At 69.5% G+C, this 16,248-nt stretch carries 16 protein-coding genes; 7 read left to right on the top strand and 9 right to left on the bottom strand.

Annotation, left to right across the window (positions count from 1 at the left end):
• The first annotated feature begins 130 nt into the window (after nucleotides 1–130).
• The gene (locus ACLQ2O_RS34480) at nucleotides 131–1,126 is read left to right on the top strand and encodes an LLM class flavin-dependent oxidoreductase (protein WP_425840368.1); all 996 of its coding nucleotides are present in this window, start codon (nucleotides 131–133) and stop codon (nucleotides 1,124–1,126) included.
• On the opposite strand, the gene ACLQ2O_RS34485 is transcribed toward ACLQ2O_RS34480, so the two are convergent.
• From ACLQ2O_RS34485 to rpsB, 6 genes are all read right to left on the bottom strand, one after another.
• Nucleotides 1,116–1,724 (bottom strand): GNAT family N-acetyltransferase, encoded by a 609-nt coding sequence (locus tag ACLQ2O_RS34485; RefSeq protein WP_425840371.1) that lies wholly within the window; start codon nucleotides 1,722–1,724, stop codon nucleotides 1,116–1,118. The genes ACLQ2O_RS34480 and ACLQ2O_RS34485 overlap by 11 nt on opposite strands.
• Before the next feature lie 31 nt (nucleotides 1,725–1,755).
• Nucleotides 1,756–2,589 (bottom strand): phosphatidate cytidylyltransferase, encoded by an 834-nt coding sequence (locus ACLQ2O_RS34490; RefSeq protein WP_425840374.1) that lies wholly within the window; start codon nucleotides 2,587–2,589, stop codon nucleotides 1,756–1,758.
• Nucleotides 2,589–3,143 (bottom strand): ribosome recycling factor, encoded by a 555-nt coding sequence (frr, locus tag ACLQ2O_RS34495; protein ID WP_425840983.1) that lies wholly within the window; start codon nucleotides 3,141–3,143, stop codon nucleotides 2,589–2,591. The genes ACLQ2O_RS34490 and frr overlap by 1 nt, the downstream gene beginning before the upstream one ends.
• A gap of 130 nt (nucleotides 3,144–3,273) precedes the next feature.
• Nucleotides 3,274–4,029: a UMP kinase gene (gene pyrH, locus ACLQ2O_RS34500; protein WP_425840377.1), complete on the bottom strand. Its 756-nt coding sequence runs from the start codon at nucleotides 4,027–4,029 to the stop codon at nucleotides 3,274–3,276.
• A 54-nt stretch (nucleotides 4,030–4,083) separates the two neighbouring features.
• On the bottom strand, nucleotides 4,084–4,902 hold the full coding sequence (gene tsf / locus ACLQ2O_RS34505; protein ID WP_425840380.1) for a translation elongation factor Ts: 819 nt from the start codon (nucleotides 4,900–4,902) through the stop codon (nucleotides 4,084–4,086).
• A gap of 568 nt (nucleotides 4,903–5,470) precedes the next feature.
• Complete coding sequence (gene rpsB / locus ACLQ2O_RS34510; protein WP_425840382.1) at nucleotides 5,471–6,505, bottom strand: 30S ribosomal protein S2; 1,035 nt, start codon at nucleotides 6,503–6,505, stop codon at nucleotides 5,471–5,473.
• A 298-nt stretch (nucleotides 6,506–6,803) separates the two neighbouring features.
• Here rpsB and ACLQ2O_RS34515 point away from each other — a divergent pair, with 298 nt between their 5' ends.
• Nucleotides 6,804–7,442 carry a peptidoglycan DD-metalloendopeptidase family protein gene (locus ACLQ2O_RS34515; RefSeq protein WP_425840385.1) on the top strand — a complete coding sequence of 213 codons (639 nt, stop codon included), beginning with the start codon at nucleotides 6,804–6,806 and terminating at the stop codon, nucleotides 7,440–7,442.
• 12 nt (nucleotides 7,443–7,454) lie between these two features.
• Here ACLQ2O_RS34515 and ACLQ2O_RS34520 read toward each other — a convergent pair whose 3' ends face one another.
• Both ACLQ2O_RS34520 and ACLQ2O_RS34525 read right to left on the bottom strand, forming a co-directional pair.
• Nucleotides 7,455–7,934 (bottom strand): RrF2 family transcriptional regulator, encoded by a 480-nt coding sequence (locus ACLQ2O_RS34520; protein WP_425840388.1) that lies wholly within the window; start codon nucleotides 7,932–7,934, stop codon nucleotides 7,455–7,457.
• 105 nt (nucleotides 7,935–8,039) lie between these two features.
• On the bottom strand, nucleotides 8,040–8,978 hold the full coding sequence (locus tag ACLQ2O_RS34525) for a tyrosine recombinase XerC (protein ID WP_425840391.1): 939 nt from the start codon (nucleotides 8,976–8,978) through the stop codon (nucleotides 8,040–8,042).
• A 136-nt stretch (nucleotides 8,979–9,114) separates the two neighbouring features.
• Between ACLQ2O_RS34525 and ACLQ2O_RS34530 the strand changes: the two genes are divergently transcribed.
• The 5 genes from ACLQ2O_RS34530 (at nucleotide 9,115) to ACLQ2O_RS34550 (ending at nucleotide 14,958) form a co-directional block, all read left to right on the top strand.
• On the top strand, nucleotides 9,115–10,725 hold the full coding sequence (locus ACLQ2O_RS34530) for an APC family permease (RefSeq protein WP_425840394.1): 1,611 nt from the start codon (nucleotides 9,115–9,117) through the stop codon (nucleotides 10,723–10,725).
• Between the two features lie 126 nt (nucleotides 10,726–10,851).
• Nucleotides 10,852–11,211, top strand: coding sequence for a YraN family protein (locus ACLQ2O_RS34535; protein ID WP_425840397.1), 360 nt, complete (start codon nucleotides 10,852–10,854; stop codon nucleotides 11,209–11,211).
• Complete coding sequence (locus tag ACLQ2O_RS34540; protein WP_425840400.1) at nucleotides 11,211–12,791, top strand: YifB family Mg chelatase-like AAA ATPase; 1,581 nt, start codon at nucleotides 11,211–11,213, stop codon at nucleotides 12,789–12,791. Before ACLQ2O_RS34535 ends, ACLQ2O_RS34540 begins: the two co-directional genes overlap by 1 nt.
• A complete protein-coding gene (gene dprA / locus ACLQ2O_RS34545; protein ID WP_425840403.1) occupies nucleotides 12,788–14,143 on the top strand; it encodes a DNA-processing protein DprA in 1,356 nt (451 codons plus the stop codon). Before ACLQ2O_RS34540 ends, dprA begins: the two co-directional genes overlap by 4 nt.
• 20 nt (nucleotides 14,144–14,163) lie before the next feature.
• Nucleotides 14,164–14,958, top strand: a complete 795-nt coding sequence (locus tag ACLQ2O_RS34550) for a hypothetical protein (RefSeq protein ID WP_425840406.1) — start codon at nucleotides 14,164–14,166, stop codon at nucleotides 14,956–14,958.
• A gap of 445 nt (nucleotides 14,959–15,403) precedes the next feature.
• Here the strand turns inward: ACLQ2O_RS34550 and ACLQ2O_RS34555 are convergent, their stop codons facing one another.
• Nucleotides 15,404–16,201: an ABC transporter permease subunit gene (locus ACLQ2O_RS34555; RefSeq protein WP_425840409.1), complete on the bottom strand. Its 798-nt coding sequence runs from the start codon at nucleotides 16,199–16,201 to the stop codon at nucleotides 15,404–15,406.
• Nucleotides 16,202–16,248 lie beyond the last annotated feature (47 nt).

A 16,248-nucleotide genomic window follows, 5' to 3' on the forward strand; every position in this document is an offset into this window, starting at 1 on the left:
TGGCCATCCCAGCACCCAGTGCAGTCGCATTCGCTGGCGATGTAAAGAACTAACTACTGACTGGTTTTCATGGGTGCTTCTTTTCTCGCGCGGAATGACCGGCCCTGCCGGCGCCGTTGAACTGGACATCATGACTTCTTCGCTGCGTGGTGTGCCGCTGTCCGTGCTGGACCGATCGCGGACCCGCGTGGGCGAGACCGAGGCGGAGACCCTGCGTGGGACGGTCCGGCTCGCGCAGCAGGTTGAGCAGCTCGGCTACCACCGGTTCTGGGTGTCCGAGCACCACAGCGTGCCCGGAGTGGTCGGCTCAGCCCCGACTGTCCTGGCCGCGGCCGTCGCAGCGTCCACCGAACGGATCCGGGTCGGCACCGGCGGCGTGATGCTGCCCAACCACCGGCCGCTGGTCGTGGCGGAGCAGTTCGGCGTACTGGAGTCGCTGTACCCCGGACGGATCGACATGGGCCTCGGCCGCTCGGTCGGCTTCACCAACGGGATCCGCCGGGCGCTCGGCGTCGAAAAGGACGCGGCGGAGGACTTCGTCGACCAGGTGCGTGAGCTGCTCGGGTTCTTCACCGGTACGCAGCAGAACCACCTGCAGGTCCATGCGCGGCCCGGCGAAGGGCTGCGCGTACCGGCGTACGTGCTGGCTGTCGGGGAAGGCGCCCAGCTCGCGGCCTCACTGGGCTTGCCGCTGGTCATGGCCGGCGTGCGTGGTGAGTCTGCTCTGGTCGACTCGCTGGCTGCCTACCGGTCGAGCTTTGTGCCTTCGGTCTGGGCTGAGCGGCCGTACGTCGTACTGGCGGCTACTGCGGCTGTTGCCTCGACGACCGAGGCAGCTCGGCAGTTGCTGTTGCCCGAGGCCTGGTCGAGTGCGTACTCGCGGACCCGTGGCGTCTTTCCGCCGCTGGAGCCCGTGGCCCTGCGGCGGGAGATGAGTTCGAAGGAGCGTGGCTTCTTCGAGCAGTCGTTGCAGGGCCAGATCTACGGAACTCCGGCCGAGGTGGACGCGGCTTTGGGCGGGCTGGTCGAGCGAACGGGCGCCGACGAGGTGCTGATCACGACCAACACGTTCGACCGCGCCGAGCTCCTGGAGAGCTACCGCCTGCTCGCCGAGCTCACCCACTGATGCGGGCGAGCAGACCCTTCCGTACGTCGGGCCACTCGTCGGACAGGATCGAGAAGACGACCGTGTCCCGCCAGCTGCCGTCGGGCTGCTTGACGTGGCGGCGCAGCACGCCTTCGCGGGTCGCACCGAGCTTGGCGATCGCGGCCTGCGACCTGGTGTTGACGAGGCTCGTCTGGATCTTGACCCGGTTGAACCCGCAGTCCTCGAACGCGTGCTGGAGCATCAGGAACTTGCACGCCGGGTTGACCGCTGTCCCCCAGACGGCCGGCGCGTAGCCGGTCCAGCCGAGGTGGATCCGCTCGTTGGCCAGGTCGACGTCACCGAGGCTCGTCGTACCGACGACGGTGCCCTCGGCCCCCACCGCGGAGTCCTTAGCCAGCCGTACGACGTACGCCGTCCGGGCCTGGGTCGCCTTCGTCCACTTGACGCGCATCTCCTCGACCCCGGCCGGGCGACCGGCGGGCCCGCCGCTGAAGCCCGCGGCGTACACCCGGTCGTCGTCGATCGCGGCGTACAGCTGATCGGTGTCAGCGGCAACAAAACGGTCGAGGCGTACGAGGTCGCCGATCAGCGGGCGGCCGTCCGGAGCGATGGTCATGGAACCAGCCAACCTCCGGAACGGCGACCGGTCAAACCAAGAGGTGCAGCAGCAGCCAGACGACCGGGGCTGTGGCCAGCAGGGAGTCGAGCCGGTCCATCACGCCGCCGTGGCCGGGCAGCAGGTTGGACATGTCCTTGATGCCGAGGTCGCGCTTGATCATCGACTCGCCGAGGTCGCCGACCGTTGCCGTCAGCACCGCGACGGCACCCACGATCGCGCCGGCCCACCAGTGGCCGTCGAGCAGCCAGACGACCGAGCCGATGCCGGCGCCGATGCAGGCCAGCGTCGAACCGGCGAAGCCCTCCCAGGACTTCTTCGGGCTGATCGTCGGAGCCATCGGGTGCTTGCCGAACAGCACACCGGCCACGTAACCGCCGACGTCGCTGGCCACCACGACCAGGAAGAACGTCACCACCCGCTGGGGCCCGTCGTCGTCCGGCTGGACCAGCAGGACGGCGAAGCCGGCGAGCAGCGGGATATAGGCGAGCAGGAACACCCCGGCGGTGACGTCCCGGACGAAGCCGATCGAGCCGCTGGGCATCCGCCAGAAGATCGTCGCCAGCACGGTCAGCGCGAGGCCGACCAGCAGCGCCATCGGGCCACCGAAGTACGCCGCGACCAGCATCGCCGTCGTACCGACGAGCACCGGGACGCGCGGGATCACCGCGCCGCTGGTCTTCAGCGCGCGGATCATCTCGTCGACGGCGACCAGCACCGCGGCGAGCACCACGAGCACGAACAGCGACTTCTGCCAGAGCAGCGACCCGATGATCACCGCGCCGAGGGCGACGCCGACACCGATCGCCGCCGGCAGGTTCCGCCCGGCGCGGCTCGGCACAGGCGGGCTCTGGTCGAGGCCCATCACACCTCGAGCAGTTCGGCTTCCTTGTGCTTGAGCAGCTGGTCGATCGAGTCGACGTACTTCTTCGTCATCCCGTCCAGCCGCTTCTCAGCACTCTTGCCTTCGTCCTCGCCCGCTTCGCCGTCCTTGACCGACTTGTCGATCTGGTCCTTGGCGTGCCGGCGGATGGAGCGGACCGAGATCTTCGCGTCCTCGCCCTTGGTCTTGGCGACCTTGATGAACTCCTTGCGGCGGTCCTCGGTGAGCTGCGGCATCGAGACCCGGATCACCGAGCCGTCGTTGCCGGGGTTCACGCCCAGGTCGGAGTCGCGGATCGCCTTCTCGATCGCCGCCATCGCGCCCTTGTCGTACGGCGAGATGAGCACGGTCCGGGGGTCGGGGACCTGGAAGCCGGCCAGCTGCTGCAGCGGCGTCGGCGAACCGTAGTAGTCCGCCACGATGTTCGAGAACATCGACGGGTGCGCCCGGCCGGTGCGGATCGCGGCGAAGTCGTCCTTGGCGACCTCCACGGCCTTCGCCATCTTCTGCTCGGCTTCGCGGAGTGCTTCGTCGATCACGACATTCCTCGCTTCCTCGGGGCCGCGTCGGTGCGGCCGCTCAAACCCTACGAACGCTGGTGGACCGGTCCGCGGACGTGGTCCGCGTGTCGGTGATCCTAGTACCCCGGCGCGCTGACGCGGGGACCTACTGCCCCGGGGAGACGACCGTCCCGATCTTCTCGCCGCGCACGACCCGGGCGATGTTGCCCTCCTCGAGGCCGAAGATCACGATCGGCAGCGCGTTGTCGCGGGACAGGCTGATCGCGGTCGCGTCGGCGACCCGCAGACCGCGGGCCAGGAAGTCGTCGTACGACAGCTGGTCGAACTTCACCGCGTCCGGGTTCGTCTTGGGGTCGGAGTCGTAGACCCCGTCCACACCCTGCTTGCCCATCAGCAGCGCCTCGGCGCCGATCTCCAGCGCGCGCTGGGCGGCGACGGTGTCGGTGGAGAAGTACGGCATGCCGGACCCGGCGCCGAAGATCACGACCCGGCCCTTGGCCAGGTGCCGGTCGGCCTTGCGCGGGATGTACGGCTCGGCGACCTGACCCATCGTGATCGCGGTCTGAACCCGTGTCTCCACGCCGAGCTTCTCCAGGAAGTCCTGCAGCGCCAGGCAGTTCATCACGGTGCCGAGCATGCCCATGTAGTCTGCGCGGTTGCGCTCCATCCCGCGCTGCTGCAGCTCGGCGCCACGGAAGAAGTTGCCACCGCCGACCACGACGGCGACCTGGACGCCCGCCCGGACCACCTCGGCGATCTGCTTGGCGATCGAGTTCACCACGTCAGGGTCGACGCCGAGCTTGCCGCCGCCGAACACCTCGCCCGAGAGCTTGAGCAGGACCCGGTGGTAAGCCGGTGGCGAAGAGGCCGGACTCGTCTCGGTCCCCAGGGTTTCCGTCACGATTCCGGCCTCCTCGTCGATGATGCTGTGCTGTTTCGCCCTAACCGATGACGGTCAGGCGCCGACCTCGAAGCGGGCGAACCGCTTCACGGTCACGCCGGCCGCGTCGAGAACGGCCTTGACGCTCTTCTTGCTGTCCTGGACCGACGACTGCTCGGTCAGCACGATCTCCTTGAAGAAGCCGTTCACCCGGCCCTCGACGATCTTCGGCAGGGCGCCGTCGGGCTTGCCCTCCTCGCGAGCGGTCGCCTCCGCGATCCGGCGCTCGTTCTCGACCGTCTCGGCCGGGACCTCGTCGCGGGTGGTGTAGAGCGGGCGCATCGCGGCAGCCTGCATGGCGGCGCCACGGGCGGCCTCGACGTCGTCGCCCTCGAACTCGACCAGGACGCCGACCTGGGCCGGCAGGTCGGCCGCACGCTTGTGCATGTAGGCGGTGACCTTGCCGTCGAACACGGCGACCTTGCCCAGCTCGAGCTTCTCGCCGATGACCGCGGCGAGCGCCTCGATGTTCTCGGCGACGCTCTTGCCGTCGGCGAGCTTCTCGTTCAGCAGGCCCTCGACGTCGCCGACCTTGCTGGCCGCGGCGTGCGCCACGATGTCGGCCGCGAGCTGCTGGAACTGCTCGTTCTTGGCGACGAAGTCGGTCTCGCAGTTCAGCTGGACCAGCGCGTTCTCGGCGGCGGCGATCAGGCCGTTGGAGGCCGACCGCTCGGCGCCACGCTTGGCGGCCTTGGCGGCGCCGTGGATGCGCAGCTCCTCGATCGCCTTCTCGAAGTCGCCGTCGGTGGTCTCGAGCGCCTTCTTCGCGTCCATCATGCCCGCGCCGGTGGCGTCGCGGAGCTTCTTCACGTCAGCGGCGGTGTAGTTCGCCATTCCTCGTTCTCTCGATCTAGTCGGTGCGATCAGCTGGATGGGTCGCCGCCCGGGTGCCGAAGCGTTGCCGGGCGATCGGGGTTCCGGGCCCGTTGGGCTGCGGAACCTTGTCGATCCTGGTGAAGCCTTCGAGTTTTCCGGACCGGTGGCTGGTGGTCCCGGGCTTTCGCTCGGGCGGCCGTCGGGCTGGGTTCCAGACCGGGTGGCCGATGGTCCCGTGCTTTCGCACGGGCGGCCGTCGTACTGGTTCCAGACCGGCTGACCGATGGTCCCGGGCTTTCGCCTGGGCGGCCATGGTGCTGGTTCCAGACCGGGTGGCCGGTGACCCCGGGCTTTCGCCCGAGCGGCCGTCGTGCTGGTTCCAGACCGGCTGGCCGGTGACCCCGCGCTTTCGCTCGGGCGGCCGTCGTACTGGCGGATCGTGCGCCCGGATCCTGGGATCCGGGGCTTGATCCAGACCTCGCGGTCCGGGCCTTTCCTGGTCCGGGCCACCGCTTCCTGCTCGCCGGTCCGGGACCCTCGCGGGTCCCGGCGGCCGGTGTCAGGGAGTCGGCGGCCCGGAACGGGATCAGCTCTCGGTCTTCGGCGCCTCGTCGGCAGCGGCCTCGGCCGGAGCCTCGGTGGCCGGAGCCTCGGTGGCCTCGGCGGCCGGAGCCTCAGCAGCGGGAGCCTCGGTCTCGGCGGCCTCAGCAGCCGGAGCCTCGGCAGCAGGGGCCTCGGTGGCCTCGGCAGCCGGGGCCTCAGCAGCGGGGGCCTCAGCAGCGGCCGGAGCCTCGGTCGGCGCGGCCGGAGCCTCGTCGGCCTTGGCCGGAGCGGCCGCGGCGGCGTTCTGGCTCTCCAGCAGCTCGCGCTCCCAGGCAGCCATCGGCTCCTCGGCGCCCAGCTCCTCGCCGGCCGCCGCAGCGCCCTGGCCGCCACGCGACATCAGACCGTCGGCGACGGCGTCGGCAACCACGCGGGTCAGCAGGCCGACCGAGCGGATCGCGTCGTCGTTGCCCGGGATCGGGAAGTCGACCTCGTCCGGGTCGCAGTTGGTGTCCAGGATGCCGATGATCGGCAGCTTGAGCTTGCGCGCCTCGTCGACCGCGAGGTGCTCCTTCTTGGTGTCGACGATCCAGACCGCGGACGGGACCCGGCCCATGTCGCGGATGCCGCCGAGGGTCTTGAGCAGCTTGTCGTGCTCGCGACGCTTCTGCAGCAGCTCCTTCTTCGTCACGCCGGAGGCGGCGACGTCGTCGAAGTCCAGCAGCTCGAGCTCCTTGAGGCGCTGGAGCCGCTTGTTGACGGTCTGGAAGTTGGTGAGCATGCCGCCCAGCCAGCGCTGGTTCACGTAGGGCATGCCGACGCGGGTCGCCTGCTCAGCGATCGCTTCCTGGGCCTGCTTCTTGGTGCCGACGAACAGGATCGCGCCGCCGGAGGCGACGGTGCTCCGGACGAACTCGTAGGCGCGGTCGATGTAGGACAGCGACTGCTGCAGGTCGATGATGTAGATGCCGTTGCGCTCGGTGAGGATGTAGCGCTTCATCTTCGGGTTCCAGCGGCGGGTCTGGTGCCCGAAGTGCACGCCGCTCTCGAGCAGCTGCTTCATGGTGACGACGGCCATGACGTGGTTCTCTCCTGTCGCGTCCCGCACGGGTTACCCGTCTCGGTGACGCTGTCTCGGTTGTCCCGCGCCGGACCGGGGTTGGTCCGTCGCGCCTGACGCCCGCGCGAATCCCTCCCCGGCGGACCGGGACCAAGGGGATTCGGATGTGTGCAGGCGTGCGAAGTCGCCCCACCGAGGTGGGACGCCACCAGAAAGTCTACGCGAGAAGACCACCCCTGGTCGAACCGGCCCCCAGCCTGTCCACAGGCCCCGATCGACCCCACGAATTCCGCCCTCTCACCTGCACCTTTACAGCATGAGCCCGCTCCCGCTGATCCCCCTCGTCCCACCGCCCCCCGACGCGGCCTGGCCCCTCGACCCGCGCCCCCGAATCGTCCGCGCCTTCACCCCACCCCCCAAGCCCTGGCTCCCCGGCCACCGAGGCATAGACCTGGCCGGCACCCCCGGCCAACCAGTCCTCTCCGCCACCCCCGGCACCATCACGTTCGCCGGCCCAGTAGCAGGCCGCAGCGTGGTGGTAGTAACCCAAGGCCCCCACCGCACCACGTACGAGCCCGTGATCCCGTCTCTCCCCACCGGCACCACCGTCCAACAGTCCCAACCCATCGGCCACCTCTCAGCAGCCGCCTCCCACTGCGCCCCCGCGACTTGCCTCCACTGGGGCCTCCTAGAAGGCAAGACCTACCTCAACCCGCTGGACCTCCTACCGGCCCAACCAGTCCGCCTACTCCCCACACCCCCGGCCCAACCAGCCCGGGTATTCCCCACACCCCCGGCCCAACTACCGACCCAAGCCCCAACAACTCTTTCCCCGGCGCATGCCGAGCAACCGGCATCCCCACCCGACGCCCACCACAGCCCACTACCAACCGTGATCGTCACCCTCAGCGCCCTTGCCACCCTCGGCGCAACAATCCTGATCAGAAACCACTGACCAGAAATGCACTCAACTCCCCGGCACCCGCGCCTGCCACGCGTCCTCGTCCTTCGACCGCCGCTCGACCCCCGCCGGAAGCTTGCCCTTGGCAAGGTCCGTCAGCGTGGTGTGCTCGAGCACGTCCCGCAGACTCGCCCGCGCGGCGATCCACACCCGCTGCAGCACGACAGCGCGCTCGTTGTACTCGACGCTCTCCGGCCGCACCCCCGAGATGCTCACGATCGGCCCGTCGACAGCGCGCATCACGTCGGCGACCGAGATCTCGTTCGGGTCCACCGCGAGCTTCCACCCGCCGGACTGCCCGCGCTGGCTCGTCAGCACACCGGCCCGGCGCAGATCGGCCAGGATTCCCTGCAGGAACCCGTGCGGGATGCCCTGCTGCCGGCTGAGCTCCTCCGCCGACACCACCGAGGGATCGTTGGCCACCCAGCGCTGAGTGATCTCGATCAACGCCCGCAACGCATAGTCAGATTTTGCCGAAACCCGCATGGCCCGCAGTCTGCCCCATTCCCCCACCAGCCGCCCATCACCCCGCCGCACCCCCACCCACGACGGGCCCCGGATCCCACCCGAACCGCCACGCCAGCAGCGAGATCAGGCCCGCGGATGCGCTTGCTGGTACGCCGCCCGCAACCGCTCGCTCGACACGTGCGTGTACACCTGCGTCGTCGCCAGCGACGCGTGCCCGAGCAGCTCCTGCACGCTGCGCAGATCCGCCCCGCCTTCGAGCAGGTGCGTCGCCGCCGTGTGCCGCAACCCGTGCGGCGACAGGTCCAGCGCCTCAACCGCCCCGATCCGAGCGTGCACAACCCGCCGTACGGTCCGCTGATCGATCCGCCCGCCACGCGCTCCCAGGAAGAGCGCCGCCCCACTCCCGTCCCGGACCAACTGCCCCCGTACGGCCAGCCACTGCTCCAACGACTCACCCGCCGGTACGCCGTACGGGACCGACCTCTCTTTACGCCCCTTACCGAACACGCGAACCACCCGCCGGTTCCGGTCGACCTCGTCCAGGTCCAGCGCACACAGCTCCCCGACCCGGATCCCGGTCGCGTACAGCAGTTCCATGATCGCCAGGTCCCGCAGCCCGAGCGGGCTCCCGTCATCGGCCGCGACCGCCGCCGCATCCAGCACAGCGCGCGTATCCGCCTGCCCCAGCACGCCTGGAAGCGTCTTGTGCGCCTTCGGACTGGCCAGCAGAGCGCCCGGATCGGTCGCGATCCGCCCGGTCCGCTGGGCCCAGGCGGTGAAGACCCGCGCCGCCGTGGCCCGCCGCGCCATCGTGCTGCGGGCTTTGCCCAGGCTCTGCTGCTTGGCCAGCCAGGACCGCAGGCCCCGGATGTCGAGCGCACTCAGCTCATCGTGACCAAGCCGATTCAAATGATCGATCAAATCGGTGACGTCACCCATGTACGCTCGGACCGAATGTTCGCTGAGGCCTCTTTCCGCCGCCAGATGCCGTTCGTAGTCAGCCAGTAACGCAGCGAATTCCTCCGGTACGGAGGGCCCTTGGCTGACGTCGTCCGGTGCCATGGCACGACCATGCGTGAGCGGCCCCGGCATCGCAAGCAGCCGCGCGGCGGCGACACGAAGGAGGTCTGGCCCGTAGTCCCCCGGTCGACTACTGTTCGGCCCGATTGCCCTAGTAGCAACGGAGGCACCCCTGACCATGGCCCCCTCAGCGAACGGACAGACCGTAGGCCGGCGCCTGCCGGTCGAGTCGGCGTTCACTCGAGTCGAGGAGGCGCGGCACCGACTACCGCGTCTGTTCGGTCGACGCGACCTTGTCGTGCTCGGCCTCGGTGTGATGATCGGTTCCGGCATCTTCAGCCTGAGCGGCAAGCAGGCCGCGAACGTGGCCGGCCCTGCCGTCATCCTGTCGTTCGTGGTCGCGGCGCTCGTCTGCCTGCTGGCGGCCGCGTGCTACGCCGAGCTCTCGTCGACCATCCCCGTGTCCGGCAGCGCGTACACGTTCAGCTACGTCACCTTCGGTGAGATGTGGGCGTGGCTGGTCGGCTGGGCGCTGGTGCTCGAGCTCGTCACCGCCGCCGCGATCGTCGCCCGTGTCTGGTCCGCCTACTTCCTTGCCACACTCAACGGTTTCGGCGTGGTGCTGCCCGAAGGGCTGGCCCAGTTCTTCGGCCCCGAGGCCAAGGTGAACCTGGTCGCGCCGCTGCTGATAGTGCTGCTGACCGCGATGATCGTCACCGGCACCAAGCTCTCGTCACGGGTGCTGACCATCGTGGTGGCGGCCAAGGTGGCCGTGGTCCTGCTGATCGTGGTGGTCGGCGCGACGCACATCAAGATGGAGAACTTCAAGCCGTTCGTCCCGATGGAGCGCCCGGCGCCCGCGACCGCGGACCCGACCTTGCTGGGCTGGATGCTGGACTCGTCGTTCGGCTCGTTCGGCATCATGGGGATCTTCACCGCGGCCAGCGCGATCGTGTTCGCCTTCATCGGTTTCGACCTGATCGCGACCGCGTCCGAGGACGCCCGCAACCCGCGCAAGACGGTCCCGCAGGGCATGCTGCTCGGCGTCGTGGTCGTCACGATCCTGTACGTCGCGATGGCGGTCGTCCTGGTCGGCCTGCGGCCGTACGGTCAGCTCGGCGGTGGCGCCCCGGTCTCGGAGGCGATGGAAGCGGTCGGTGTCGGCTGGGCCGCGGACGTGGTCAATCTCGGTGCCTTGCTGGCGATGTCGACGGTGATCATGGTGGTGCTGATCGCCCAGAGCCGCGTGCTGTTCAACATGGGCCGTGACGGACTGCTGCCGAAGAGCCTCGGCCGGGTCAGCCGGGTCTACTCGTCGCCGGCCCGCGCGGCCACGGCGGCCGGTCTGGCCGCGCTGGCGCTCACGCTCTACCCGAAGGTGGTCGAGCTCGAGGAGCTGCTGGTCATCGGAGCCCTGTTCTGCTTCGCGTTCTGTGCCGTCGGAGTCCTCCGCCTGCGCCGCACCGAGCCGAACCTGGAGCGCGGCTTCCGCGTCCCGCTCGTTCCGCTGATCCCGCTGCTGTCGCTGGCCGCGACCCTGTGGCTGATGCTCAACCTGAAGACCGGCACCTGGAGCAAGTTCGGCATCTGGATGCTGATCGGCCTGGCCATCTACGGCCTCTACGGCCGCTGGCACAGCCGCCTGGCCAACGAGGAGAGCTGGGACTTCGAGGTCGGCGACACCGACCCGGGCACCGGCGGGCTGCAGGTCATCCGCCACGATCCCAACGAGTTGAAGGCGGAGCGCACGCCTCCGAAGTCCAACCGCGGCAAGCACATGCGCAACTGATCCACCGCGCCACCAACGCCGGCCAGGCCCTCGGGCCCGGCCGGCGTTTTCGTTGTCCACAGCCTTCGAAGTCGTCCCCGAGATCACCGCGGATCCCGGCATCTTCTTGAGTGGAGGTGGTCATCGATGAGGACCAAGGACGCAGTCGGGCAGTACGGCGAACAGCTCGCCGCGGAACATCTGAGCCAGCAGGGCTTCGCGATCCTCGCGCGCAACTGGCGCTGCGAGCAGGGCGAGATCGACATCGTCGCCCGCGACGGCCGGGCACTGGTCGTCTGCGAGGTGAAGACCAGGCGCGGCCTCGGCTACGGAAGCCCCCTGGAATCAATCACCTATCGCAAGCTCAGCACCCTGCGCCGGCTGGTCGGCCGCTGGCTGCAGGAGCACGAGCTCCGCCCACCGGAGGTCCGGATCGACGTGATCGCCGTCCTGGTCCCGCCCGGCGGCGCGAAGCCCACCATCGAGCACCTGAGGGGCGTGGGCTGATGTCCCTCGCCCAGGCCTGGTCCGTCGCTCTCGTCGGCCTGGAAGGCCACCTCGTCGAGGTCGAGGCCGACATCGCCCAGGGTCTGCCCAAGACCACGCTGATCGGCCTTCCCGACACCTCGTTGTCCGAGGCAAGGGACCGCGTCCGCGCGGCGGTCGTCAACAGCGGTGAACGGTTCCCCGACCGCAAGGTCACCATCGGCCTGTCCCCCGCGACCCTGCCCAAAACCGGTTCGCACTACGACGTGACGATCGCGTGCGCCCTGCTCGCGGCCAGCGGCGTGCTCCCGATCGGCGAGCTGCGGCACTGCGCCATCATCGGAGAACTCGGCCTCGACGGCCGGATCCGCGAGGTGCGCGGCGCGCTCGCGATGACGCTGGCCGCCGCCCGCGCCGGCTTCACCCGCATCATCGTGCCCGAGCTCAACGCCAACGAGGCCCGCCTCGTGCCGGACATCAGTGTGTACGGCGTGCGCTCGCTGCGGCAGGTGCTGGCGATGATCCGCGGCGAAGAGATCCCCGACGAGGAGCCACCGCGCGCCGAGCCGCGCTTGATGTCGGAGTCCCTGACCCGCGTCCCGGAGGTCGACCTCGACGACGTCCTCGGCCAGCGCGAGGGCCGCCGAGCCATCGAGGCAGCCGCGGCAGGCGGCCATCACCTGTACCTCTACGGCCCACCAGGTTCCGGCAAGACCATGCTCGCCGAACGCCTGGCCGGCCTGATGCCCGACCTGGGCACCGACCAATCCCTGGAGGTCTCGGCCGTGCACTCTCTGGCAGGCCTGCTCACCAACGACGCGGAGCTGGTCACGCGCCCACCGTTCATCGCCCCGCACCACACCGCGTCCCTGGTCAGCCTGGTCGGCGGCGGCTCCGGCGTCCCGCGTCCGGGCGCGATCAGCTGTGCCCACCGAGGGATCCTCTTCATCGACGAAGCACCCGAGATGCATCCGCTGACCTTGGACACCCTGCGCCAGCCGCTCGAGTCCGGCTTCGTCGAAGTTCATCGGGCGGCAGCCGTCGCGAAATTCCCTGCTCGCTTCCTCCTGGTCCTGGCCGCGAATCCCTGCCCCTGTGGCCAGTCCGGCACTCCGACCGGTATCTGCACCTGCACACCCCAGATCCTCAACCGCTACCGCCAGCGCATCAGCGGCCCGATCAAGGACCGGATGGACATCCAGCGCCAGATCCTCCCCGCCGCCCGAGGCGTCGGCACCGGCGACCACCCCGAGTCCACCGCCGACGTGGCAGCCCGCGTCCGCGCCGCCCGCGACCGACAAGCCCACCGCTACCGCGATACTCCGTGGCAGCTCAACAGCGAGGTCCCCGGCCCGGTCCTGCGCCGCGAGTTCCCGCTCGACACCACCAGCCAGTCCATCCTCGAAGCCCATTACGCCGAAGGCCGCCTCACCGCCCGAGGCCTCGACCGCGTCGTTCGTCTCGCCTGGACCCTCACCGATCTGGCAGCCGAACTCGTCCCCACTCCCGCCCTCACCCACGAAGCCTTCCAGCTCCGCACCGGCGCCCCGCTGACTCCCCTCGAAGACACCCGCCCCCTCAGAGAACCCGTCCCCACATGACCAACACCCCCGATCCTCAGCCCGTCCACCCCGGCAATCTCGCCGACGTGAGTCACCTCGGCCACCCCGCCCAGCCCAGTCGCCCCGCCCAGCCCAGTCGCCCCGCCCAGCCGAGCCGTCCCGCCCGGCCGAGCCGTCCCGGCGGCTTCGCCTGCGCTGACCGTTCCACCGACCCGGTAGTTGCCTCTAGCAACGCCCCCTCCACAGCCCTCACCGATCCGCCCTCCGACGAGGAACGACTGGCGAGAGCGGCGCTGTCCCGAGTCATCGAACCAGGCGACCCAGCCACCTTGAAGACCTTCGCCGACCTGACCCCGCTGGAGATCTGGGAGCTCCTCCGCAGCAAAGCCCCCGGCCTGGAGCGCTGGTCCTCCCGCCTCTCACACGTCTCCCCCGACAAGGACCTGGCCAAGGCTCACGCGGCCGGCGCCCGCTTCGTCATCCCCGGCGATGACGAGTTGCCCGACCAGATCGAAGTGCTCACCGAGGCCGGTCAGCAAGCCCGCCGCGGCGGCACGCCGTACGGTCTCTGGGTCAGAGGCACGCCCAACCTCCGCCACCTGCTCCAGACCTCGGTCGCGATGGTCGGCTCCCGAGCCTGCTCCTCGTACGGCGAAAACGCCGCCGCGGAGCTCGCAGCCGGTCTCGCCGACCAAGGCACCACCGTCGTCTCCGGCGGTGCCTACGGTATCGACGCGGCCGCCCACCGCGGCGCCCTGGCCAGCACCGGCACCACCATCGCCATCCTCGCCTGCGGCGTGAACGTCAACTACCCAAGGAGCAACTCAGCCCTCTTCGACCGAATCGCGGGCACAGGCCTCCTGGTCAGCGAACTCCCACCCGGCTGCGCCCCCACCAAGCTCCGCTTCCTGGCCCGCAACCGCCTGATCGCCGCCGCCACCCAAGGCACGGTCGTCGTCGAGGCGGCCATCCGCAGCGGAGCCCTCAACACCGCCACCTGGGCCGAACAGTGTGGCCGCCCGGTCCTGGCGGTCCCCGGCCCCATCACGTCCCGAATGTCCGACGGCGCCCACCTCCTCATCCGAGAACGCAATGCCACCCTCGCCACCTCAGTAGCCGACATCCTCGAAGCCACAGCTCCCCTAGGCCGCCACCTCACTGCCTACCCCCACAGCCCACCCACCCCCGAAGACGCCCTGACCCACGACCTCCGCCGCACCCTCGACGCTGTCCCAGTCCTCCGCCCCTCCCCCTCCACCCGTATAGCCACCATCGCCGGCCTGGCCCACACCACCGTCCAGGAGTGCCTCCAAACCCTCACCGAAGCCAACCTGGTCACCCACGAGGACTCCGGCTGGCGCCTCTCCCCCACCCAAAGACGCGCCCCCTGATGCGACGGCAGGATGAACCCATGCGCACCCTTCGGCCGTCTTCCGAGGACGAGATGGTCGCAACCTTCCTGGCTGCCGAGCTGACCTCGCCCCGCTTCAAGCTGTCCCTCACCGAGACCCTCGCCAAGCTCGGTCACCCACAGGCGCTGATCACCCAAGCAGACCTCTCCGACCCCGTGCAGAACAAGCAACGCCGACAGGTCCTCGGCGACTTCAGGGGCTACCGCCAGAACCGCGAACTCTTCACCGGCTTCCCAGAAGAACTCAGCTGGCAACTGGAGGCGCTCACCCCTCCAGAGTTCCTCAACATCCTCTACATCGACTACAGCTACTGGACCGCCCTGACCAACGGCACCCGCCGCCCTACTGACGCAGCCCAGTTCATCCGGCACGGGGGCCTGGTCTTCGACCACCTCCCCACCGAAGACTTCCTGCACCTAGCCGACCTCTTCCGCACCGGCACCACATGGGAACCACTCATCTGCGTACGAGCCGCCCCCGACACCCCACTCGTAGTCCTCGAAGGCCACAGCCGCCTCACAGCCATGGCCTTGGCAGCCAACCAACTCCCCCATGAGACTCCGTCCTCCTCGGCACCTCCCCAACCATCTCCAGCTGGCCCTGCTACTAGAACCACCCATCCACCGAGTCGATGCGGCCGCACTTCGCGGTGCCAATGCGACGCAGTACGCCGACGCTTAGACGGACTCCGCGTGGCGCAGCGCCGCTCGATCGCTCCCGGCGAAGCGGGCGCTCAGGTAGGCGCAGCACGGATCCATCCGACGACGGAGGCGCGGCCCAGATCCGCCATCTAGTCGGTGCGCCATGCCTACGCTGCGGCGCGCTGGCTGCCCGCACCGCACAATCGCTCCCCCATCCACACGACCGAGCTCGGCCCGGGCTGACCCGGCCCGGGGCAGGGAGGTGTCCGCTTGACGCGGGCGCGCTGGAGGAGGGTCTGCTTGCCGCGCGGACGGGATGCGGGTCGGCTGCTACTGGCTGTCGGGTGAGGTGTGGGTTGGCTGCCACCGGCTGTCGGGTGAGGCGCGGGTCGGCCGCCACCGGCTGTCGGGTGAGATGCGGGCGGCCGCCACCGGCTGTCGGGTGAGATGCGGGCCGACCGCCACCGGCTGTCGGGTGAGGTGCGGGTCGGCTGCCACCGGCTGTCGGGTGAGATGCGGGTCGGCTGCCGCTGTCGGGGGGCGCGGGTTGGCCGCGACTGGCTATCGGGTGAGGCGCGGGCTGGCTGTCCGTGGGTGGTTAGGAGAGATCTCGTCGGAGGGGGACGAGGGTGGCGATGCCGGCTGCTGCGGCGGCGTAGCCGGCGAGGATCAGGGCGCCGGCGGCGGCCGGTAGCAGTGTTGGGGTGCCGAGTGAGTTCTGGTCGGCGATGGTGGAGCTGAGGAAGGTGAAGCTCGTCAGGGAGGCGGTCGCTCCTCCGGGGAGGAACGGGTAGATGACGTTGACGCCAGGGAGGATCATCAGCACGTACTCGAGGAAGTAGAAGTAGCCGAGCACGATGCCGATGGCAAGCAGTTGGTTTCTGGCGAGGGCCCCGATGCCCACGCCGAGGACCATGTAGACGGCCGCCGCGATCGCGAGCTGGAGCAGGAGGGTCACCAGACTGCCCACGGAGACAGGGAGATCGACTCCGCGCGCCAGTACGGCGGCGGTCAAGGCGATCCCGGAGGCCAGAGACGCGGTCACTCCGTAGGCGAGACCGAACACGCCGTAGACCACCAGCTTCGCCCTGAGGACCCTGCCTCGTCGCGGGACTGCCAGGAAAGTTGTTCCGATCGTGCGGTGCCGGTACTCGCCGGTGACGGCGATCGTGCCGAGCAACGCCGGTACGAACAGCAGCACCCCGGTGATGCCGACGACGATGCCCACACCTTCGGGGGTATCGATCCCCGGCATCGGCGGTGAGGCGTGCTCCGGGCCGATGAACGCGAGCAGCCCGGTCAGTCCAGCGCCGCACCCAACAGCCGCAAGCGCCGCCCACCGCGGCAGCCGAGTCGCGAACAATCGGGTGATCTCGCCACGAATCAACTGCTTCACGCGGTCTGCTCCTTGTCCGTGTGGACGTAGGTCCGGGTGCGCTGATG

Origin of the sequence: Kribbella sp. DT2, assembly GCF_049844575.1 — a bacterium.
Taxonomy (GTDB): domain Bacteria; phylum Actinomycetota; class Actinomycetes; order Propionibacteriales; family Kribbellaceae; genus Kribbella.

What these genes read in the sequence shown, in the direction of transcription:
- ACLQ2O_RS34480 (WP_425840368.1), top strand. Translation starts at nt 131, where the DNA reads ATGACTTCTTCGCTGCGTGGTGTGCCGCTGTCCGTGCTGGACCGATCG.
- ACLQ2O_RS34485 (WP_425840371.1), bottom strand. Translation starts at nt 1,724, where the DNA reads ATGACCATCGCTCCGGACGGCCGCCCGCTGATCGGCGACCTCGTACGC.
- ACLQ2O_RS34490 (WP_425840374.1), bottom strand. Translation starts at nt 2,589, where the DNA reads ATGGGCCTCGACCAGAGCCCGCCTGTGCCGAGCCGCGCCGGGCGGAAC.
- tsf (WP_425840380.1), bottom strand. Translation starts at nt 4,902, where the DNA reads ATGGCGAACTACACCGCCGCTGACGTGAAGAAGCTCCGCGACGCCACC.
- rpsB (WP_425840382.1), bottom strand. Translation starts at nt 6,505, where the DNA reads ATGGCCGTCGTCACCATGAAGCAGCTGCTCGAGAGCGGCGTGCACTTC.
- ACLQ2O_RS34515 (WP_425840385.1), top strand. Translation starts at nt 6,804, where the DNA reads ATGAGCCCGCTCCCGCTGATCCCCCTCGTCCCACCGCCCCCCGACGCG.
- ACLQ2O_RS34520 (WP_425840388.1), bottom strand. Translation starts at nt 7,934, where the DNA reads ATGCGGGTTTCGGCAAAATCTGACTATGCGTTGCGGGCGTTGATCGAG.
- ACLQ2O_RS34525 (WP_425840391.1), bottom strand. Translation starts at nt 8,978, where the DNA reads ATGGCACCGGACGACGTCAGCCAAGGGCCCTCCGTACCGGAGGAATTC.
- ACLQ2O_RS34530 (WP_425840394.1), top strand. Translation starts at nt 9,115, where the DNA reads ATGGCCCCCTCAGCGAACGGACAGACCGTAGGCCGGCGCCTGCCGGTC.
- ACLQ2O_RS34535 (WP_425840397.1), top strand. Translation starts at nt 10,852, where the DNA reads ATGAGGACCAAGGACGCAGTCGGGCAGTACGGCGAACAGCTCGCCGCG.
- ACLQ2O_RS34540 (WP_425840400.1), top strand. Translation starts at nt 11,211, where the DNA reads ATGTCCCTCGCCCAGGCCTGGTCCGTCGCTCTCGTCGGCCTGGAAGGC.
- dprA (WP_425840403.1), top strand. Translation starts at nt 12,788, where the DNA reads ATGACCAACACCCCCGATCCTCAGCCCGTCCACCCCGGCAATCTCGCC.
- ACLQ2O_RS34550 (WP_425840406.1), top strand. Translation starts at nt 14,164, where the DNA reads ATGCGCACCCTTCGGCCGTCTTCCGAGGACGAGATGGTCGCAACCTTC.